General features: G+C 36.5%; 2 protein-coding genes. Both read left to right on the top strand.

The features are described from left to right. Positions 1-19: 19 nt before the first annotated feature. A complete protein-coding gene (locus AC5SLT_RS03475) occupies positions 20-6,595 on the top strand; it encodes a cadherin-like domain-containing protein (RefSeq protein WP_494592556.1) in 6,576 nt (2,191 codons plus the stop codon). Continuing rightward, positions 6,555-26,330 (top strand): cadherin-like domain-containing protein, encoded by a 19,776-nt coding sequence (locus AC5SLT_RS03470; RefSeq protein ID WP_494592554.1) that lies wholly within the window; start codon positions 6,555-6,557, stop codon positions 26,328-26,330. The genes AC5SLT_RS03475 and AC5SLT_RS03470 overlap by 41 nt, the downstream gene beginning before the upstream one ends. Positions 26,331-26,332 lie beyond the last annotated feature (2 nt).

Here is a 26,332-nt window from a genome sequence, read left to right as displayed (position 1 = left end):
AGCCCTTGAGCAGAGGATAATGCTCGACGGAGCAGGGGCCTCAACCTTTTTAGATTTAATTGATGAACGTAATCAAGAAGATATAAAAAAAAACTCTAAAATAATCGATACCACTAAAGACAACAATGAAGTTCCTTTTGCAAACACTGCAAGAGACCAAAACAAAAAAAATGTAGTCTTTATTGATAGTGCTGTCTCTGATTATGAAACCATTATTAATTCATTTAAAGAAAACACTGAGTTTTATTTAATCAACTCCAATGAAGATGGATTTAAAAGAATTAGTGAAATTTTAAATGATCGAAAAGATATTGATGGTTTACACATCATCGGTCACGGTAGTGCTGGACAAATTTTATTTGGTAATGCCTTTTTAAATAACGATACCATCACTAATTACCAATCAACTTTAGCATCCATTGGTCAATCGTTAACCACAAGTGGAGATATTTTATTTTATGGTTGTAATGTTGCATCCACTGAACAAGGTGAAATTTTAATTAAAAAAATATCAGAGATTACTAAAGCAGATATTGCAGCGTCAGATGACCTTACTGGTAAAGGTGGAGACTGGGATTTAGAAAAAGAAGAAGGTTTTATTGATGTAAAAGAACTAAGAGTTGAAAATTACGATCACTCATTAGGATCACTATCTACCTCAGGGGTTATAGCAAACTCAGGTGTTACTCACATAGATACCAATATTGAAATGATTGACTCGGGAAATGTAGGACTTGGATCTACTGGAGCTACATCACAATTATCAGCAAATCATTTTGGTTTAGTTGTTGAGGAAAAATATGTCTCTGTTTCGTCTGGTGATCTTATTTCCGATGTAGATGTAGACCAAGAATATACTTTAAACGATAATGATAATGGCAGTGGTAATAATGCAATAATAGCAGGAGGCTCAAATCAGAATGCTTCAACTTCTATGTCTGTCAATTCCTATCTATTGATGGCGGTGTTTAATGATAATAGAAGATCAATAGGTGATGCTGCTGAAGTAGTATTTGATGGTGAAATAGTTGGAGTTTTATTCGATCAAGCACATACACGAGGACAAGATATTGATGGTAATACTTTTCATAGTTCTAGCCTTGTTTATGCAATGGGAGGAAGTGGAGGAAACTCTAATTCAAATGATACTGACGGGGGTAGAATTATTGAAGGTAATTCTTCGAGTGATAGTTCATGGAGAAATTTTTTTAATACGGCCATTACCTCAATAAGTAACTCAAAAAGAGCTAGTAATGGTGTTGATTGGGTTGCTGTAGGAGATTACGGCAGTGGTACAAACAATTATTTGAAATTTGGATCAAAAAATTCTGGAACTAGTACAGGGGATTATATTCGTGTTTTAGTTAAAGTTAATGCGGATCCAAGTGCTGTTGCAGATACTGGATATATTCAAGAAGGTAAAACATTAACTGTTGCTAATAGTGGATCAGCAGTTGCTGGCACGACTACTGGAAGTAATACAGGTGATATAACTGATAATGATACAGATGCCAATAATGACAGTTTAACTGTCACACACATTCAACATAGTGGTGCAGGTTCTTCAACTTCTGTAACAAATGTTACTTATAATCATGGATCAGCAACTTCTGTTAGTGGTACTTATGGAACCTTAACCATTGGTTCAGATGGTTCTTATCAATACGTTGCAAGTTCAGATATCAATAATTTAGATGCAGGTGATGCAAATGTAACCGATGTCTTTACTTATACTGTATCAGATGGAAATGGTGGAACCGATACTGAAACATTAACTATAAATGTTATTCCAAGCCAAGATCTTACCGCAAGAAATGATACAGGAACTGTAAATGAAGATGCTACGTTAACTGTTGCAGATGGTGATAATGCTAACAGTATTACAACTGCTGCAACCTCATATAGTGCAGATGATGCTGAGAGTATTAGTGTTCAAGAAAATAAAGCTGCTGGACTTGCTTTTAGCAAAGATGGTTTAAAAATGTTTCATGCAGGAAATGATAATGATGATATTCATGAATACACTTTAACATCAGCATTTGATGTATCGTCAGCTTCTTATGTAGATTCTTTAGATGTCTCAGCAAGAGATGCCGAAATTTTTGGTATAACTTTTAATAATGATGGAACTAAGTTGTATTTCACTGGTGCTAACACAGCTGATGCAGTTTTCCAATATAGTTTAAGTACAGCTTACGATATTTCATCAGGAACATACGATAACGTTAGTTTATCTGTTGTAGACAATAGACCTTGTGGAATTCGTTTTAATAATGATGGAACAAAATTATTCGTAACTGGATTTGATAGTCAACGAATTGAAGAATATTCTCTATCAACAGCATTTGATATATCTTCATCTTCAGTTACGTATGCAGGTGATAGTGAAAGGTTAAATACATCGTCTTATGAAACTAATCCTAGAGACATTGAATTTAATAGCGACGGAACAAGATTATTTATTACCGGAGGTACGGGTGATGATATTACGGAATATGAATTATCTACTGCTTTTGATGTTTCTACAGCAACATATCATGGCGAATACGATACGTCATCACAAGACATAGACACTTTTAGTTTAAGGTTTAATAACGATGGATCTAAAATGTTTATGTTGGGTTATAATTCAGATAAAGTTCATGAATATAATTTAGCTAGTCCTTATAATTTAATAGATATTTCAGGTGAACATTCAGGAGATGTCATTAATACAAGTTCAACTGCTAATTATGATACAGACCCTGACAGCGATACTCTTACAGTTACTGCAATTAGAACAGGATCAAGTGAGGGTTCAGGAACTGATGGTTCAATTGGTTCAGCTTTAACAGGAACATACGGTCAATTAACTATTGCAGCAAATGGATCATATACATATGTAGCAAATCAATCTGCTGCAGATGCATTGGATCCAGGTGATGTGGTAACTGACACTTTTAATTATACAGTTTCAGATGGGCAAGGCGAAACGGATATTGCAACTATAACCATAACAGTTATTGGTGTTAATGATGCACCAGTTGCAGATAATGAAACTGGGTCTGTTAATATCAGCCAAACTTTAACAGTTACAGATGGATCTTCAGATCTTTTAGATGGAGACACGGATCCTGATACAAGTGCTTCATTAAGTGTATCTAGTATTGTTGCAACCACAGCAAGTGGAAGTGCTACAGCTGTAAATTCAGGAACCGCTTATAATTCAGGTTATACATCAGTTACTGGAAGTTATGGTACTTTAAGAATTGGTGCAGATGGTACTTATCAATATATTGCAGGTTCAAGTGCAGGAACGGATGTTTTCACTTACACATTATCAGATGGAACAGCTACAGATACTGCTACTTTAACTATTACAGTTAATGCCTTACCGGTTGCACGTAATGATACCGGTAATATTAATGTTGGTGGAACTTTAACCGTTTCAAATAGTTCTAATGCAACAAGTGTGGATACAGCTACATTCAGTTCCTCAAATTCATACAGTTCACAATACCCATCTCATTCTTCTGATGTAATTTTTAATGATGATGGAACAAAAATGTATGTATCAGATTCTAGTACTGGTTATATATACCACTACAATCTCTCAACTGCCTTTGATGTAAGTAGTGCATCTTACCTTAATGCCTATGCGAGTGGTTTTGCCGTCCAATCCATGGCATTTAATAATGATGGAACAAAATGGTTTATGCTAAATACAAACCAAATAAGAGAATACAGTGTTTCAACAGGATTTGATACAACTGCTAGTAACGTAAGCGCAACTACATACAGTACTCTTAATTCCCAAGACGCAACTATGATGGGGGTAACCTTTAATAACGATGGAACTAAGATGTTCACCGTTGGTGCATCAAACTATAAAGTATATGAATACGCCCTAAGTACAGCTTTCGACGTTTCATCATCATCACTTTCATATACTGATAGTGTTAGTATTCAATCTCAAGAAATATACCCAACAGACATAAGATTTAATCACGATGGAACAAAAATGTATATCACAGGTACAAATGGTCGAGATATTAACGAGTATACGTTATCATCTGCCTTTGATATATCATCTACTGTTACCCATAAAGGTAGTTACAGTCTTGCTACTTCAGACTCGTATCCAACTGGTTTTTCTTTTAATAATGATGGAACAAAACTTTTTACCACAGGTCAATATTACGATAGAGTTAATGAACATTCTTTAACAACTCCTTTCAGCCTAGTGGATGTCTCTGGTGAACATTCAGGTGATGTCATTAACACAAGTTCAACTAATAATTATGATACAGACCCTGATGGTGATACTTTAACAGTTACAAACATATCACATTCTAACACTAATACAGATACAGTTGACTCTGGTTCTACTTATTCTGACAGTGGAGGACAACCTGGAAGTATTGCGGGTACCTACGGAACAATAACTATTGGTGCAGATGGAAGTTATAAATATGTTGTTGCAGATAACAGTACAACGAATGCCCTTGATGCAGGCGATATTGTAACCGATGTATTTACTTATACTGTTTCAGATGGAAATGGTGGAACAGATACAGCAACTATAACCATAACAATTACTGGAATAAATGATGCGCCAACAGCAGATAATGATACAGATACTGTTACGGCAGCTGGTACTGTAACTGATGCCACTAATAGCGCTGGAACCTTAGTTTTAGGTGATACCGATGCTGATGCAAGTTCTAGTTTATATGTAACAAAAATTACTCACACTAACGGAAACAGCTCAGAGGTAACGTATAGCTCAACAAAATCATCGAATGCAGCAACCATTGTTGGTTCTAAAGGTACCTTAACATTTGGTTCAGATGGTACTTATTCTTATACTGCAAATTTAAATGTCACAACAGGACCGGATATTTTTACTTACACCGTAACTGATGGAACCTCTACAACAACTGCAACACTTACAATCAATGTTGTAGTTAATCATTTTGGTTATATCCAAGAAGGTAAAACATTAACGGTTGCAAATACGGCCTCACTTGTTTCTGGTACAAGTACTGGAAGTAATACAGGAGACATCGTCTTTAATGATACTAGCGATACATATACTGTAACACATATCCAACATAGTGGAGCAGGTTCTGCAACCTCTGTAACAGATGTTACTTACTCTCATGGTTCAGCAACTTCTGCTAGTGGTACTTATGGAACCTTAACCATTGGTTCAGATGGTAGTTATAACTATGTTGCAAACTCTAATATATCAGGTGTTAATGCAGGCGGTTCAAACGTAACCGATACATTTACTTACACCGAGAGTATTGGAGGTGTAGCCACTACAAAAACATTAACTATATATGTTATTCCAAGCCAAGATCTAACCGCACGTAATGATACCGGTAATATTAATGTTGGTGGAACTTTAACCGTTTCAAATAGTTCTAATGCAACAAGTGTGGATACAGCTACATTCAGTTCCTCAAATTCATACAGTTCACAATACCCAAATAATTCTTCTGATGTAATTTTTAATGATGATGGAACAAAAATGTATGTATCAGATTCTAGTACTGGTTATATATACCACTACAATCTCTCAACTGCCTTTGATGTAAGTAGTGCATCTTACCTTAATGCCTATGCGAGTGGTTTTGGCGTCCAATCCATGGCATTTAATAATGATGGAACAAAATGGTTTATGCTAAATACAAACCAAATAAGAGAATACAGTGTTTCAACAGGATTTGATACAACTGCTAGTAACGTAAGCGCAACTACATACAGTACTCTTAATTCCCAAGACGCAACTATGATGGGGGTAACCTTTAATAACGATGGAACTAAGATGTTCACCGTTGGTGCATCAAACGATAAAGTATATGAATACGCCCTAAGTACAGCTTTCGACGTTTCATCATCATCACTTTCATATACTGATAGTGTTAGTATTCAATCTCAAGAAATATACCCAACAGACATAAGATTTAATCACGATGGAACAAAAATGTATATCACAGGTACAAATGGTCGAGATATTAACGAGTATACGTTATCATCTGCCTTTGATATATCATCTACTGTTACCCATAAAGGTAGTTACAGTCTTGCTACTTCAGACTCGTATCCAACTGGTTTTTCTTTTAATAATGATGGAACAAAACTTTTTACCACAGGTCAATATTACGATAGAGTTAATGAACATTCTTTAACAACTCCTTTCAGCCTAGTGGATGTCTCTGGTGAACATTCAGGTGATGTCATTAACACAAGTTCAACTAATAATTATGATACAGACCCTGATAGCGACACACTAACTGTTACTGCAATTAGAACCGGTTCAGATGAAGGTAATGGTACAGGAGGTACTGTTGGTTCAGCCTTAACAGGATCGTATGGTAATTTAACTATTGCAGCAGATGGGTCTTATACTTATGTTGTTGCAGATAACAGTACAACGAATGCCCTTGATGCAGGCGATATTGTAACGGATATCTTTAATTACACTGTATCTGATGGACAAGGCGAAACAGATATTGCAACTATAACAATTACAATTACTGGAATAAATGATGCGCCAACAGCAGATAATGATTACAGATACTGTTACGGCAGCTGGTACTGTAACTGATGCCACTAATAGCGCTGGAACCTTAGTTTTAGGTGATACCGATGCTGATGCAAGTTCTAGTTTATATGTAACAAAAATTACTCACACTAACGGAAACAGCTCAGAGGTAACGTATAGCTCAACAAAATCATCGAATGCAGCAACCATTGTTGGTTCTAAAGGTACCTTAACATTTGGTTCAGATGGTACTTATTCTTATACTGCAAATTTAAATGTCACAACAGGACCGGATATTTTTACTTACACCGTAACTGATGGAACCTCTACAACAACTGCAACACTTACAATCAATGTTGTAGTTAATCATTTTGGTTATATCCAAGAAGGTAAAACATTAACGGTTGCAAATACGGCCTCACTTGTTTCTGGTACAAGTACTGGAAGTAATACAGGAGACATTGTCTTTAATGATACTAGCGATACATATACTGTAACACATATCCAACATAGTGGAGCAGGTTCTGCAACCTCTGTAACAGATGTTACTTACTCTCATGGTTCAGCAACTTCTGCTAGTGGTACTTATGGAACCTTAACCATTGGTTCAGATGGTAGTTATCAATATGTTGCAAACTCAAACATTACTAATTTAGATGCAGGTGATTCAAACGTAACCGATACATTTACTTACACCGAGAGTATTGGAGGTGTAGCCACTACAAAAACATTAACTATATATGTTATTCCAAGCCAAGATCTAACCGCACGTAATGATACCGGTAATATTAATGTTGGTGGAACTTTAACCGTTTCAAATAGTTCTAATGCAACAAGTGTGGATACAGCTACATTCAGTTCCTCAAATTCATACAGTTCACAATACCCAAATAATTCTTCTGATGTAATTTTTAATGATGATGGAACAAAAATGTATGTATCAGATTCTAGTACTGGTTATATATACCACTACAATCTCTCAACTGCCTTTGATGTAAGTAGTGCATCTTACCTTAATGCCTATGCGAGTGGTTTTGGCGTCCAATCCATGGCATTTAATAATGATGGAACAAAATGGTTTATGCTAAATACAAACCAAATAAGAGAATACAGTGTTTCAACAGGATTTGATACAACTGCTAGTAACGTAAGCGCAACTACATACAGTACTCTTAATTCCCAAGACGCAACTATGATGGGGGTAACCTTTAATAACGATGGAACTAAGATGTTCACCGTTGGTGCATCAAACGATAAAGTATATGAATACGCCCTAAGTACAGCTTTCGACGTTTCATCATCATCACTTTCATATACTGATAGTGTTAGTATTCAATCTCAAGAAATATACCCAACAGACATAAGATTTAATCACGATGGAACAAAAATGTATATCACAGGTACAAATGGTCGAGATATTAACGAGTATACGTTATCATCTGCCTTTGATATATCATCTACTGTTACCCATAAAGGTAGTTACAGTCTTGCTACTTCAGACTCGTATCCAACTGGTTTTTCTTTTAATAATGATGGAACAAAACTTTTTACCACAGGTCAATATTACGATAGAGTTAATGAACATTCTTTAACAACTCCTTTCAGCCTAGTGGATGTCTCTGGTGAACATTCAGGTGATGTCATTAACACAAGTTCAACTAATAATTATGATACAGACCCTGATAGCGACACACTAACTGTTACTGCAATTAGAACCGGTTCAGATGAAGGTAATGGTACAGGAGGTACTGTTGGTTCAGCCTTAACAGGATCGTATGGTAATTTAACAATTGCAGCAGATGGGTCTTATACTTATGTTGTTGCAGATAACAGTACAACGAATGCCCTTGATGCAGGCGATATTGTAACGGATATCTTTAATTACACTGTATCTGATGGACAAGGCGAAACAGATATTGCAACTATTACAATTACAATTACTGGAATAAACGATGCGCCAACAGCAGATAATGATACAGATACTGTTACGGCAGCTGGTACTGTAACTGATGCCACTAATAGCGCTGGAACCTTAGTTTTAGGTGATACCGATGCTGATGCAAGTTCTAGTTTATATGTAACAAAAATTACTCACACTAACGGAAACAGCTCAGAGGTAACGTATAGCTCAACAAAATCATCGAATGCAGCAACCATTGTTGGTTCTAAAGGTACCTTAACATTTGGTTCAGATGGTACTTATTCTTATACTGCAAATTTAAATGTCACAACAGGACCGGATATTTTTACTTACACCGTAACTGATGGAACCTCTACAACAACTGCAACACTTACAATCAATGTTGTAGTTAATCATTTTGGTTATATCCAAGAAGGTAAAACATTAACGGTTGCAAATACGGCCTCACTTGTTTCTGGTACAAGTACTGGAAGTAATACAGGAGACATTGTCTTTAATGATACTAGCGATACATATACTGTAACACATATCCAACATAGTGGAGCAGGTTCTGCAACCTCTGTAACAAATGTTACTTACTCTCATGGTTCAGCAACTTCTGTTGATGGTACTTATGGAACCTTAACCATTGGTTCAGATGGTAGTTATAACTATGTTGCAAACTCTAATATATCAGGTGTTAATGCAGGCGGTTCAAACGTAACCGATACATTTACTTACACCGAGAGTATTGGAGGTGTAGCCACTACAAAAACATTAACTATATATGTTATTCCAAGCCAAGATCTAACCGCACGTAATGATACCGGTAATATTAATGTTGGTGGAACTTTAACCGTTTCAAATAGTTCTAATGCAACAAGTGTGGATACAGCTACATTCAGTTCCTCAAATTCATACAGTTCACAATACCCATCTCATTCTTCTGATGTAATTTTTAATGATGATGGAACAAAAATGTATGTATCAGATTCTAGTACTGGTTATATATACCACTACAATCTCTCAACTGCCTTTGATGTAAGTAGTGCATCTTACCTTAATGCCTATGCGAGTGGTTTTGCCGTCCAATCCATGGCATTTAATAATGATGGAACAAAATGGTTTATGCTAAATACAAACCAAATAAGAGAATACAGTGTTTCAACAGGATTTGATACAACTGCTAGTAACGTAAGCGCAACTACATACAGTACTCTTAATTCCCAAGACGCAACTATGATGGGGGTAACCTTTAATAACGATGGAACTAAGATGTTCACCGTTGGTGCATCAAACTATAAAGTATATGAATACGCCCTAAGTACAGCTTTCGACGTTTCATCATCATCACTTTCATATACTGATAGTGTTAGTATTCAATCTCAAGAAATATACCCAACAGACATAAGATTTAATCACGATGGAACAAAAATGTATATCACAGGTACAAATGGTCGAGATATTAACGAGTATACGTTATCATCTGCCTTTGATATATCATCTACTGTTACCCATAAAGGTAGTTACAGTCTTGCTACTTCAGACTCGTATCCAACTGGTTTTTCTTTTAATAATGATGGAACAAAACTTTTTACCACAGGTCAATATTACGATAGAGTTAATGAACATTCTTTAACAACTCCTTTCAGCCTAGTGGATGTCTCTGGTGAACATTCAGGTGATGTCATTAACACAAGTTCAACTAATAATTATGATACAGACCCTGATAGCGACACACTAACTGTTACTGCAATTAGAACCGGTTCAGATGAAGGTAATGGTACAGGAGGTACTGTTGGTTCAGCCTTAACAGGATCGTATGGTAATTTAACTATTGCAGCAAATGGGTCTTATACTTATGTTGTTGCAGACAACAGTACAATAGATGCACTCGATGCAGGCGATATTGTAACGGATATCTTTAATTACACTGTATCTGATGGACAAGGCGAAACAGATATTGCAACTATAACCATAACAATTACTGGAATAAATGATGCGCCAACAGCAGATAATGAAACCGGGTCTGTTAATATCAGCCAAACTTTAACAGTTACAGATGGATCTTCAGATCTTTTAGATGGAGACACGGATGCAGATGGAAGTGCTTCATTAAGTGTATCTAGTATTGTTGCAACCACAGCAAGCGGAAGTGCTACAGCTGTAAATTCAGGAACCGCTTATAATTCAGGTTACACATCAGTTACTGGAAGTTATGGTACTTTAAGAATTGGTGCAGATGGTACTTATCAATATATTGCAGGTTCAAGTGCAGGAACGGATGTTTTCACTTACACATTATCAGATGGAACAGCTACAGATACTGCTACTTTAACTATTACTGTTGCTCCAAATAGCGCACCTTCAGCTACAAATGATACAGATGCTGTAAATGAGGATGCAACTATAACTGAAAGCTCAGGATCGAAATTATTAGTTGCAGATGATACAGATGCAAATAGCGATACTTTAACCGTTACACAAATTGCAGCAACAGGTGGAGAAAATAGTTCAGTTGCTGGAAGTAGTACTTACAATAATAATTTTACGTCAGTTACTGGAAATTATGGAACATTAAAAGTTGGTGCAGATGGAACGTACACTTACGTTGCAGACCAAAATGCTGCTGATGATTTAGATGCTACAGATACTGCAACAGATAGTTTTACTTATACTGTTTCAGATGGAACAGATACTGATACAGCAACTTTGATTATTACTGTAACAGGTATCAATGATGCTCCAGTTGCAGATAATGAAACGGGAGCTGTTAATGAAGATGCAACATTAACCGTTACTGATGGAACGTCTGATGTTTTACACGGAGATACAGATGCAGATGATAGTGCATCTTTAACAGCTACAACTTATTCTCATACTTCAGCTACAAATCAAAGTGGTGGAAGTGCATCATCTGGAAATGGAAATAGTGGAACTGCAGGATCAAGTGCTGTTGTAGGTTATTATGGTACATTAACTTTAGCAGCGGATGGAACTTATACTTATGCAGCTGATCAAAGTGCTGCTGATGATTTAGATGCTTCAGATACTGCAACAGATGTCTTTACCTATACACTATCAGATGGAACGGCAACGGATACTGCAACAATCACAATTACGATTACAGGTGTTAATGATGCTCCAGTTGCAGATGATGAAACGGGAGCTGTTAATGAAGATGCAACATTAACCGTTACTGATGGAACGTCTGATGTTTTACATGGAGATACGGATGCTGATGATAGTGCATCTTTAACAGTTTCAGCAATTAGAACTGGAACTGAAGGTGGAAGTGGAACCGCAGGCTCTATTGGCTCTGGTCTAACTGGTACTTATGGAACTTTAACTTTAGCAAGTGACGGAACATATACATATGTGGCCGATCAAAGTGCTGCAGATGATTTAGATGCCTCAGATACTGCAACAGATATCTTTACCTATACACTATCAGATGGAACAGCAACAGATACCGGAACGATTACAATAACTGTAACAGGGATCAATGATGCTCCAGTTGCAGTCAATGATACTGATGCTGTAAATGAAGATGCAACAGTTACAAGAACTTCAGGATCAAGTCTATTAATGGATGATGATAGTGATGCTGATGACGATGATAGTTTCACAGTTACACAAATTGCAGCAACAGGTGGAGAAAATAGTTCAGTTGCTGGAAGTAGTACTTACAATAATAATTTTACGTCAGTTACTGGAAATTATGGAACATTAAAAGTTGGTGCAGATGGAACGTACACTTACGTTGCAGACCAAAGTGCTGCTGATGATTTAGATGCTTCAGATCCTGCAACAGATAGTTTCACTTATACAATATCGGATGGAACAACAACAGACACTGCAACATTAATCTTTACGGTAACAGGAGTTAATGATGTACCAACAGCTGCAGATAAAACTGTAACTACAAACGAAGATACTCCTTACGTATTTTCAGCATCAGATTTTGGCTACACAGATGCAGATGATGATGATGCATTAGTAAGTATAAAAATTACAACATTAGAAGATGCTGGTGCATTACAATATTATAATGGTAGCGCTTGGGTAGATGTAACTTCAAATCAAGTAATAACAGCAACAGACATTGCTGCTAATAAATTGAGATTAAATCCAACTGCAAATGAAAACGGATCCCCTTACACTACTTTTAATTTTACAGTAAACGATGGCGATGCAGATAGTGCATCAGCCAATACTATTACAGTAAATGTAACAGCAGTTAATGATGCACCAGTAGCAGATGATGAAACGGGAGCTGTTAATGAAGATGCAACATTAACCGTTACCGATGGAACGTCAGATGTTTTACATGGTGATACCGATGTTGATAGTGGTGATACTTTAACAGTTTCAGCAATTAGAACTGGAACTGAAGGTGGAAGTGGAACCGCAGGCTCTATTGGCTCTGGTCTAACTGGTACTTATGGAACTTTAACTTTAGCAAGTGACGGAACATATACATATGTGGCCGATCAAAGTGCTGCAGATGATTTAGATGCCTCAGATACTGCAACAGATATCTTTACCTATACACTATCAGATGGAACAGCAACGGATACTGCAACAATTACAATAACTGTAACAGGTGTTAACGATGCTCCAGTTGCAGTCAATGATACTGATGCTGTAAATGAAGATGCAACAGTTACAAGAACTTCAGGATCAAGTCTATTAATGGATGATGATAGTGATGCGGATGATGATGATAGTTTTACAGTTACACAAATAGCAGTAACAGGGGGATCTAATAACGCAGTTACTGCAAGCAGTACTTATAATTCTGGTTCACCAGAAACAGTAACAGGAACTTATGGTACACTTACTGTTGGAGCTGATGGAACATATACATATGTAGCTGATCGAAGTGCTGCGGATGATTTAGATTTAAATGATACTGCAACAGATAGTTTCACTTATACAATATCGGATGGAACAACAACAGACACTGCAACATTAATCTTTACGGTAACAGGAGTTAATGATGTACCAACAGCTGCAGATAAAACTGTAACTACAAACGAAGATACTCCTTACGTATTTTCAGCATCAGATTTTGGCTACACAGATGCAGATGATGATGATGCATTAGTAAGTATAAAAATTACAACATTAGAAAATGCTGGTGCATTACAATATTATAATGGTAGCGCTTGGGTAGATGTAACTTTAAATCAAGTAATAACAGCAACCGATATTGCTGCTAATAAATTGAGATTAAATCCAACTGCAAATGAAAACGGATCCCCTTACACTACTTTTAATTTTACAGTAAACGATGGCGATGCAGATAGTGCATCAGCCAATACTATTACAGTAAATGTAACAGCAGTTAATGATGCTCCAGTAGCAGATGATGAAACGGGAGCTGTTAATGAAGATGCAACATTAACCGTTACTGATGGAACGTCTGATGTTTTACATGGTGATACCGATGTTGATAGTGGTGATACTTTAACAGTTTCAGCAATTAGAACTGGAACTGAAGGTGGAAGTGGAACCGCAGGCTCTATTGGCTCTGGTCTAACTGGTACTTATGGAACTTTAACTTTAGCAAGTGACGGAACATATACATATGTGGCCGATCAAAGTGCTGCAGATGATTTAGATGCCTCAGATACTGCAACAGATATCTTTACCTATACACTATCAGATGGAACAGCAACAGATACCGGAACGATTACAATAACTGTAACAGGGATCAATGATGCTCCAGTTGCAGTCAATGATACTGATGCTGTAAATGAAGATGCAACAGTTACAAGAACTTCAGGATCAAGTCTATTAATGGATGATGATAGTGATGCGGATGATGATGATAGTTTTACAGTTACACAAATAGCAGTAACAGGGGGATCTAATAACGCAGTTACTGCAAGCAGTACTTATAATTCTGGTTCACCAGAAACAGTAACAGGAACTTATGGTACACTTACTGTTGGAGCTGATGGAACATATACATATGTAGCTGATCGAAGTGCTGCGGATGATTTAGATTTAAATGATACTGCAACAGATAGTTTCACTTATACAATATCGGATGGAACAACAACAGACACTGCAACATTAATCTTTACAGTGACAGGAATTAATGATGCTCCAGTTGCAGTCAATGATACTGATGCTGTAAATGAAGATGCAACAGTTACAAGAACTTCAGGATCAAGTCTATTAATGGATGATGATAGTGATGCTGATGACGATGATAGTTTCACAGTTACACAAATTGCAGCAACAGGTGGAGAAAATAGTTCAGTTGCTGGAAGTAGTACTTACAATAATAATTTTACGTCAGTTACTGGAAATTATGGAACATTAAAAGTTGGTGCAGATGGAACATACACTTACGTTGCAGATCAAAGTGCTGCAGATGATTTAGATGCTTCAGATCCTGCAACAGATAGTTTCACTTATACAATATCGGATGGAACAACAACAGACACTGCAACATTAATCTTTACGGTAACAGGAGTTAATGATGTACCAACAGCTGCAGATAAAACTGTAACTACAAACGAAGATACTCCTTACGTATTTTCAGCATCAGATTTTGGCTACACAGATGCAGATGATGATGATGCATTAGTAAGTATAAAAATTACAACATTAGAAAATGCTGGTGCATTACAATATTATAATGGTAGCGCTTGGGTAGATGTAACTTCAAATCAAGTAATAACAGCAACCGATATTGCTGCTAATAAATTGAGATTAAATCCAACTGCAAATGAAAACGGATCCCCTTACACTACTTTTAATTTTACAGTAAACGATGGCGATGCAGATAGTGCATCAGCCAATACTATTACAGTAAATGTAACAGCAGTTAATGATGCTCCAGTAGCAGATGATGAAACGGGAGCTGTTAATGAAGATGCAACATTAACCGTTACTGATGGAACGTCAGATGTTTTACATGGTGATACCGATGTTGATAGTGGTGATACTTTAACAGTTTCAGCAATTAGAACTGGAACTGAAGGTGGAAGTGGAACCGCAGGCTCTATTGGCTCTGGTTTAACTGGTACTTATGGAACTTTAACTTTAGCAAGTGACGGAACATATACATATGTGGCCGATCAAAGTGCTGCAGATGATTTAGATGCCTCAGATACTGCAACAGATATCTTTACCTATACACTATCAGATGGAACAGCAACGGATACTGCAACAATTACAATAACAGTGACTGGTGTTAACGATGCTCCAGTTGCAGTCAATGATACTGATGCTGTAAATGAAGATGCAACAGTTACAAGAACTTCAGGATCAAGTCTATTAATGGATGATGATAGTGATGCGGATGATGATGATAGTTTCACAGTTACACAAATAGCAGTAACAGGGGGATCTAATAACGCAGTTACTGCAAGCAGTACTTATAATTCTGGTTCACCAGAAACAGTAACAGGAACTTATGGTACACTTACTGTTGGAGCTGATGGAACATATACATATGTAGCTGATCGAAGTGCTGCGGATGATTTAGATTTAAATGATACTGCAACAGATAGTTTCACTTATACAATATCGGATGGAACAACAACAGACACTGCAACATTAATCTTTACAGTGACAGGAATTAATGATGCTCCAGTTGCAGTCAATGATACTGATGCTGTAAATGAAGATGCAACAGTTACAAGAACTTCAGGATCAAGTCTATTAATGGATGATGATAGTGATGCGGATGATGATGATAGTTTTACCGTAACTCAAATAGCAGTAACGGGTGGGTCAAATTCAAGTGTAAATTCAAGTACCACTTATTCAAATGGAACTTCAATTACTGGAACATACGGTACTCTAGTTGTTGGAGCTAATGGAACATACACTTACGTTGCAGATCAAAGTGCTGCAGATGATTTAGATGCTTCAGATCCTGCAACAGATAGTTTCACTTATACAATATCGGATGGAACAACAACAGACACTGCAACATTAATCTTTACGGTAACAGGAGTTAATGATGTACCAACAGCTGCAGATAAAACTGTAACTACAAACGAAGATACTCCTTACGTATTTTCAGCATCAGATTTTGGCTACACAGATGCAGATGATGATGATGCATTAGTAAGTATAAAAATTACAACATTAGAAGATGCTGGTGCATTACAATATTATAATGGTAGCGCTTGGGTAGATGTAACTTTAAATCAAGTAATAACAGCAACCGATATTGCTGCTAATAAATTGAGATTAAATCCAACTGCAAATGAAAATGGATCCCCTTACACTACTTTTAATTTTACAGTAAACGATGGCGATGCAGATAGTGCATCAGCCAATACTATTACAGTAAATGTAACAGCTGTTAATGATGCACCAACGGCAGCCAATAATACAGTAACTACCAATGAAGATACTGATCATACATTTGCTGCAAGTGAATTTAACTTTACTGATGTAGATGGAGATAGCCTAGATCATATCTCAATTGAGACATTGCCATCTAATGGAACTTTACTCCTAAGTGGCAATGCAGTTAGTGCAGGAGATCAAATATCTATAACCAATATTGCTAATCTTGTCTTTAGACCTGCTACAAATGAAAATGGTACAGGTTACGATACATTTACATTCTCAGTTAACGACGGAACAGTTGATGGTGCTAGTACTTACACAATGACTGTAAATGTAACAGCAGTTAATGATGCACCAGTAGCAGATGATGAAACGGGAGCTGTTAATGAAGATGCAACATTAACCGTTACTGATGGAACGTCTGATGTTTTACATGGTGATACCGATGTTGATAGTGGTGATACTTTAACAGTTTCAGCAATTAGAACTGGAACTGAAGGTGGAAGTGGAACCGCAGGCTCTATTGGCTCTGGTCTAACTGGTACTTATGGAACTTTAACTTTAGCAAGTGACGGAACATATACATATGTGGCCGATCAAAGTGCTGCAGATGATTTAGATGCCTCAGATACTGCAACAGATGTCTTTACCTATACACTATCAGATGGAACAGCAACAGATACCGGAACGATTACAATAACTGTAACAGGAGTTAATGATGTGCCAACTGCTGCAGATAAAACTGTAACTACAAACGAAGATACTCCTTACGTATTTTCAGCATCAGATTTTGGCTACACAGATGCAGATGATGATGATGCATTAGTAAGTATAAAAATTACAACATTAGAAGATGCTGGTGCATTACAATATTATAATGGTAGCGCTTGGGTAGATGTAACTTCAAATCAAGTAATAACAGCAACAGACATTGCTGCTAATAAATTGAGATTAAATCCAACTGCAAATGAAAATGGATCCCCTTACACTACTTTTAATTTTACAGTAAACGATGGCGATGCAGATAGTGCATCAGCCAATACTATTACAGTAAATGTAACAGCAGTTAATGATGCACCAGTAGCAGATGATGAAACGGGAGCTGTTAATGAAGATGCAACATTAACCGTTACTGATGGAACGTCTGATGTTTTACATGGTGATACCGATGTTGATAGTGGTGATACTTTAACAGTTTCAGCAATTAGAACTGGAACTGAAGGTGGAAGTGGAACCGCAGGCTCTATTGGCTCTGGTCTAACTGGTACTTATGGAACTTTAACTTTAGCAAGTGACGGAACATATACATATGTGGCCGATCAAAGTGCTGCAGATGATTTAGATGCCTCAGATACTGCAACAGATGTCTTTACCTATACACTATCAGATGGAACAGCAACAGATACCGGAACGATTACAATAACTGTAACAGGGATCAATGATGCTCCAGTTGCAGTCAATGATACTGATGCTGTAAATGAAGATGCAACAGTTACAAGAACTTCAGGATCAAGTCTATTAATGGATGATGATAGTGATGCGGATGATGATGATAGTTTTACAGTTACACAAATAGCAGTAACGGGTGGGTCAAATTCAAGTGTAAATTCAAGTACCACTTATTCAAATGGAACTTCAATTACTGGAACATACGGTACTCTAGTTGTTGGAGCTAATGGAACATACACTTACGTTGCAGATCAAAGTGCTGCAGATGATTTAGATGCTTCAGATCCTGCAACAGATAGTTTCACTTATACAATATCGGATGGAACAACAACAGACACTGCAACATTAATCTTTACGGTAACAGGAGTTAATGATGTACCAACAGCTGCAGATAAAACTGTAACTACAAACGAAGATACTCCTTACGTATTTTCAGCATCAGATTTTGGCTACACAGATGCAGATGATGATGATGCATTAGTAAGTATAAAAATTACAACATTAGAAAATGCTGGTGCATTACAATATTATAATGGTAGCGCTTGGGTAGATGTAACTTCAAATCAAGTAATAACAGCAACCGATATTGCTGCTAATAAATTGAGATTAAATCCAACTGCAAATGAAAACGGATCCCCTTACACTACTTTTAATTTTACAGTAAACGATGGCGATGCAGATAGTGCATCAGCCAATACTATTACAGTAAATGTAACAGCAGTTAATGATGCTCCAGTAGCAGATGATGAAACGGGAGCTGTTAATGAAGATGCAACATTAACCGTTACTGATGGAACGTCTGATGTTTTACATGGTGATACCGATGTTGATAGTGGTGATACTTTAACAGTTTCAGCAATTAGAACTGGAACTGAAGGTGGAAGTGGAACCGCAGGCTCTATTGGCTCTGGTCTAACTGGTACTTATGGAACTTTAACTTTAGCAAGTGACGGAACATATACATATGTGGCCGATCAAAGTGCTGCAGATGATTTAGATGCCTCAGATACTGCAACAGATATCTTTACCTATACACTATCAGATGGAACAGCAACGGATACTGCAACAATTACAATAACAGTGACTGGTGTTAACGATGCTCCAGTTGCAGTCAATGATACTGATGCTGTAAATGAAGATGCAACAGTTACAAGAACTTCAGGATCAAGTCTATTAATGGATGATGATAGTGATGCGGATGATGATGATAGTTTTACAGTTACACAAATAGCAGTAACAGGGGGATCTAATAACGCAGTTACTGCAAGCAGTACTTATAATTCTGGTTCACCAGAAACAGTAACAGGAACTTATGGTACACTTACTGTTGGAGCTGATGGAACATATACATATGTAGCTGATCGAAGTGCTGCGGATGATTTAGATTTAAATGATACTGCAACAGATAGTTTCACTTATACAATATCGGATGGAACAACAACAGACACTGCAACATTAATCTTTACAGTGACAGGAATTAATGATGCTCCAGTTGCAGTCAATGATACTGATGCTGTAAATGAAGATGCAACAGTTACAAGAACTTCAGGATCAAGTCTATTAATGGATGATGATAGTGATGCGGATGATGATGATAGTTTTACCGTAACTCAAATAGCAGTAACGGGTGGGTCAAATTCAAGTGTAAATTCAAGTACCACTTATTCAAATGGAACTTCAATTACTGGAACATACGGTACTCTAGTTGTTGGAGCTAATGGAACATACACTTACGTTGCAGATCAAAGTGCTGCAGATGATTTAGATGCTTCAGATCCTGCAACAGATAGTTTCACTTATACAATATCGGATGGAACAACAACAGACACTGCAACATTAATCTTTACGGTAACAGGAGTTAATGATGTACCAACAGCTGCAGATAAAACTGTAACTACAAACGAAGATACTCCTTACGTATTTTCAGCATCAGATTTTGGCTACACAGATGCAGATGATGATGATGCATTAGTAAGTATAAAAATTACAACATTAGAAGATGCTGGTGCATTACAATATTATAATGGTAGCGCTTGGGTAGATGTAACTTCAAATCAAGTAATAACAGCAACAGACATTGCTGCTAATAAATTGAGATTAAATCCAACTGCAAATGAAAACGGATCCCCTTACACTACTTTTAATTTTACAGTAAACGATGGCGATGCAGATAGTGCATCAGCCAATACTATTACAGTAAATGTAACAGCAGTTAATGATGCACCAGTAGCAGATGATGAAACGGGAGCTGTTAATGAAGATGCAACATTAACCGTTACCGATGGAACGTCAGATGTTTTACATGGTGATACCGATGTTGATAGTGGTGATACTTTAACAGTTTCAGCAATTAGAACTGGAACTGAAGGTGGAAGTGGAACCGCAGGCTCTATTGGCTCTGGTCTAACTGGTACTTATGGAACTTTAACTTTAGCAAGTGACGGAACATATACATATGTGGCCGATCAAAGTGCTGCAGATGATTTAGATGCCTCAGATACTGCAACAGATATCTTTACCTATACACTATCAGATGGAACAGCAACGGATACTGCAACAATTACAATAACAGTGACTGGTGTTAACGATGCTCCAGTTGCAGTCAATGATACTGATGCTGTAAATGAAGATGCAACAGTTACAAGAACTTCAGGATCAAGTCTATTAATGGATGATGATAGTGATGCGGATGATGATGATAGTTTTACAGTTACACAAATAGCAGTAACAGGGGGATCTAATAACGCAGTTACTGCAAGCAGTACTTATAATTCTGGTTCACCAGAAACAGTAACAGGAACTTATGGTACACTTACTGTTGGAGCTGATGGAACATATACATATGTAGCTGATCGAAGTGCTGCGGATGATTTAGATTTAAATGATACTGCAACAGATAGTTTCACTTATACAATATCGGATGGAACAACAACAGACACTGCAACATTAATCTTTACAGTGACAGGAATTAATGATGCTCCAGTTGCAGTCAATGATACTGATGCTGTAAATGAAGATGCAACAGTTACAAGAACTTCAGGATCAAGTCTATTAATGGATGATGATAGTGATGCGGATGATGATGATAGTTTTACCGTAACTCAAATAGCAGTAACGGGTGGGTCAAATTCAAGTGTAAATTCAAGTACCACTTATTCAAATGGAACTTCAATTACTGGAACATACGGTACTCTAGTTGTTGGAGCTAATGGAACATACACTTACGTTGCAGATCAAAGTGCTGCAGATGATTTAGATGCTTCAGATCCTGCAACAGATAGTTTCACTTATACAATATCGGATGGAACAACAACAGACACTGCAACATTAATCTTTACGGTAACAGGAGTTAATGATGTACCAACAGCTGCAGATAAAACTGTAACTACAAACGAAGATACTCCTTACGTATTTTCAGCATCAGATTTTGGCTACACAGATGCAGATGATGATGATGCATTAGTAAGTATAAAAATTACAACATTAGAAGATGCTGGTGCATTACAATATTATAATGGTAGCGCTTGGGTAGATGTAACTTCAAATCAAGTAATAACAGCAACAGACATTGCTGCTAATAAATTGAGATTAAATCCAACTGCAAATGAAAACGGATCCCCTTACACTACTTTTAATTTTACAGTAAACGATGGCGATGCAGATAGTGCATCAGCCAATACTATTACAGTAAATGTAACAGCAGTTAATGATGCTCCAGTAGCAGATGATGATACAGCTAGTGTTAATGAAGACGCTACTGCAACCATTTCATCTGCATCAAGTGGAGTAATAGATAATAATGATACAGATCCAGATTCATCAGATACTTTAACTTTAACTAACATTGCTCATACAAATGGAAACACGGAAGGTGTTACAGCAAGCACCACTTATTCTAATGGACAATCAATTACTGGAACTTATGGAACTTTAACAATAGGAGCTAACGGTACCTATACTTATGCAGCTGATCAAAGTGCTGCAGATGATTTAGATGCCTCAGATACTGCAACAGATATCTTTACCTATACACTATCAGATGGAACAGCAACAGACACTGCAACAATTACAATAACTGTAACAGGGATCAATGATGCTCCAGTTGCAGTCAATGATACTGATGCTGTAAATGAAGATGCAACAGTTACAAGAACTTCAGGATCAAGTCTATTAATGGATGATGATAGTGATGCGGATGACGATGATAGTTTCACAGTTACACAAATAGCAGTAACGGGTGGGTCAAATTCAAGTGTAAGTTCAAGTACAACTTATTCAAATGGAACTTCAATTACTGGAACATACGGTACTCTAGTTGTTGGAGCTAATGGAACATACACTTACGTTGCAGATCAAAGTGCTGCTGATGATTTAGATTTAAATGATACTGCAACAGATAGTTTCACTTATACAATATCGGATGGTGATGCCACTGATACAGCTACTTTAATTATTACAGTGACAGGAATTAACGATGCTCCAGTTGCGGATAATGAAACAAATTCAGTAAATGAAGATGCAACACTTACAGTCACAGATGGAACTTCAGATGTTTTACATGGAGATACGGATGCAGATGACAGCGCATCTCTAACAGTTTCAGCAATTAGAACTGGAGCGGAAGGCGGAAGTGGAACTGCAGGCTCAATTGGTTCTGGTTTAACTGGTACTTATGGAACTTTAACTTTAGCAAGTGATGGAACATATACATATGTAGCCGATCAAAGTGCTGCTGATGATTTAGATTTAAACGACCAAGTAACAGATAGTTTTACTTATACAGTTTCAGATGGAACGGCAACGGATACTGCAACAATTACAATAACAGTGACAGGTATCAATGATGCTCCAGTTGCAGTCAATGATACTGATGCTGTTAACGAAGATGCGACAGTTACAAGAAGTTCAGGATCAAGTTTATTAATGGATGATGATAGTGATGCTGATGATGATGATAGTTTTACCGTAACTCAAATTGCAGTAACAGGAGCTTCTAATTCTTCAGTTGCAAGCTCAAGTTCTTATAATTCAAGTGGGACTCAAGTTACAGGTACATACGGTACACTTACTGTTGGTGCTGATGGAACATACACTTACGTTGCGGATCAAAGTGCTTCAGACGATTTAGATGCTTCAGATACTGCAACAGATAGTTTCACTTATACAATATCGGATGGAACAGCAACAGACACTGCAACATTAATCTTTACAGTAACTGGAATTAATGACATTCCAACAGCATCAAACAATACAGTTTCAACACAAGAGGATACCCCTTACGTATTTTCAACTTCTGATTTTGGCTACACAGATGCAGATGACGATGATGTGTTAGTAAGTGTAAAAATTACAACATTAGAAAGTGCTGGTGCATTACAATATTATAATGGTAGCGCTTGGGTAGATGTAACCTTAAATCAAGTAATAACTGCAACCGATATCTCAAATAATTATTTAAGATTAAATCCTACTGAAAATGAAACAGGCTCACCCTATACAACAATTGGTTTTTCTGTAAATGATGGAGATGCGGACAGTTCATCTTCGTATACAATGACCGTTAATGTAATCAATACAAATGATGCTCCAGTAGCTGACAACGAAATTAATTCAGTGAATGAAGATGCAACGGTCACAGTCACCGATGGAACTTCAGATGTTTTACATGGAGATACGGATGCTGATAGTGACACTTTAACAGTAACTCAAATTGCAGTAACAGGTGAATCCAATAGTTCAGTTGCTGGAAGTAGTACTTATAACAATAATTTTACCTCAGTTACTGGAACTTATGGAACATTAAAAATAGGAGCTAACGGAACATACACTTACGTTGCAGATCAATCAGCGTCAGACGATTTAGATGCCTCAGATACTGCAACAGATAGTTTCACTTACACAGTTTCAGATAGTAATGCGACAGACACTGCAACATTAATCTTTACAGTAACTGGTGTTAATGATGTGCCAACAGCATCAAACAATGCAGTTTCAACAGAAGAGGATACACCATATGTATTTTCAACATCTGATTTTGGCTACACAGATGCAGATGATGACGATGCATTAGTAAGTGTAAAAATTACAACATTAGAATCTGCTGGTGCTTTAGAATATTATAATGGATCAAACTGGGTAGATGTAACCTTAAATCAAGTAATAACTGCAACAGATATCTCAAATAGTTATTTAAGATTAAATCCTACTGCAGATGAAAATGGATCTCCTTATACAACAATTGGTTTCTCTGTAAATGATGGCGATGCAGATAGTGCTTCAAGTTACACTATGACAATTAACGTAACCGCTATAAATGATAATCCGGTTGCTGATAATGAGACAAATACTGCAACAGAAGGCACTACTACAACAGTCACAGACGGGACTTCAGATATTCTCTATGGCGACACAGATACAGAGGGAGATACATTAGAAATATCAGGCATAAGAACAGGAACAGAGTCTGGCTCTGGAACGTTTGGAGCAATAGCTACACCTTTAACTGGTACTTATGGATCTTTAACAATTAATTCAGATGGAACATATAGTTATACGCCTAATGATGTTTTAGGTAGTGGAGAAACTGGAATAGATTATTTTACATATACAGTTTCAGACGGTAATGGTGGAACAGATACAGGACAACTTACTATAACGGTTACAGGTGCTAATGATGCCCCAGTTGGTGTTAATGATAGTAATACAATTGATATAGCAGCAACTTCAACTTTAACAGTCACAAATGACTCTGAAAAAGATGTGTTAACTAACGATACTGATCCAGATTCAAATGATACATCAATAGTAACCGAGATAAAAACAGGATCAACTGAAGGCTCAGGTACTGCTGGAACATTAGGGGAGGCATTAATTGGAACTTATGGTTCTTTGATAATGAACTCAAATGGTAGCTACACATATATAGTTAATGAAGGTTTAAAAGATACATTGGATCCAGGTGAAATAGTTTATGAATATTTTAATTATACAGTTAGAGATGGCAGCGGTGTTACGGATACAAGTTCAATTGTATTAAAATTACAAAATGGTGGTGGTGTTGTTAAAGAAATTAGAGAAAAGAAAGCTGAAAGAATTATTAGAAATCAATCTAAAATGGAAGCAAGAGTTCAAGTTGAAAATACTTTCACAGAACTAAATCAATCAACAGAATTTGATTTAAATAATTTTGAATTTGAACAAACCGCAAGAAAAACAGATTATTCCCAAGGTCTCAAATTAGTTGATTTAGTTGCCGAAACAGACTCTCTTCAAATTTCAGAAGGAGAACTTTCAAACCTTAAAGTTAAAGACAAACAAGAAGGTTTAAAATTGAAATTTGGTGTCATGAATGAAGCCGACAATGAGATTGTTAAATTTGATGGAAAAATGAGTGATGGTTCTGCATTACCTGAGTGGATTAAAATTAATCCTAAAACAGGTCAAACAACCACAAATATTCCAGAAGGTGTAGATAAAGTTGAAATTATGATTATTGCAACGGATAAAAACAATGAAACTCGAGAAATTGCAGTTGAGATTGATCCTGAAAAAATAAAACAAGATAGAAAAATTATCAAACAAGCAAAAAGAACAAATTCTTCAATTACTGTTAATGAAGATGGTACGGTTAATATTGTAAAACAAAATGAAGATGGATTAGTTGAAAGATCATTTAACAAAACATTAAATTTTAACAATCCAGCAGATATCAATGAAATTATTGAAACGTTTAAACCAGAAACAATTTTTCAACTTAAACCTTTAAATATTGGAAATGATTTAATTATAGATTTACCCAATGAGCTAAAAGGTAATTTTAATAATACTAAACTTGTTCTTAAAGATGGAACCGAAGTACCTGACTGGCTTGAGTATGATCCTGTAACGGGTCAAATTATTGCAGAAAATCCACCTGAAGATGTTTCTCAATTAGAATTAAAACTTATTATTGAGCAAGATGGAAAAATTATTGTAAAAGATTTAGAAGTTGATTTACAAGAGCAAAATGTATCCCAAAATTTTGATGGGGGTGAAAATAATAGATTTGTTACTTTAAGCGACCAATTAGATAAAGAATTTAATGATTGGGAAGATTATGGTAATGACCTTATTAATAGACTATAAAA

Source organism: Candidatus Pelagibacter sp. PS_11, from assembly GCF_059417975.1.
This window is presented reverse-complemented; position numbering and strand designations above follow the sequence as displayed.

Bases quoted from the DNA above. Each gene is read 5' to 3' on its own strand.
- AC5SLT_RS03470 (WP_494592554.1), top strand. From the start codon at position 6,555: ATGATTACAGATACTGTTACGGCAGCTGGTACTGTAACTGATGCCACT.
- AC5SLT_RS03475 (WP_494592556.1), top strand. From the start codon at position 20: ATGCTCGACGGAGCAGGGGCCTCAACCTTTTTAGATTTAATTGATGAA.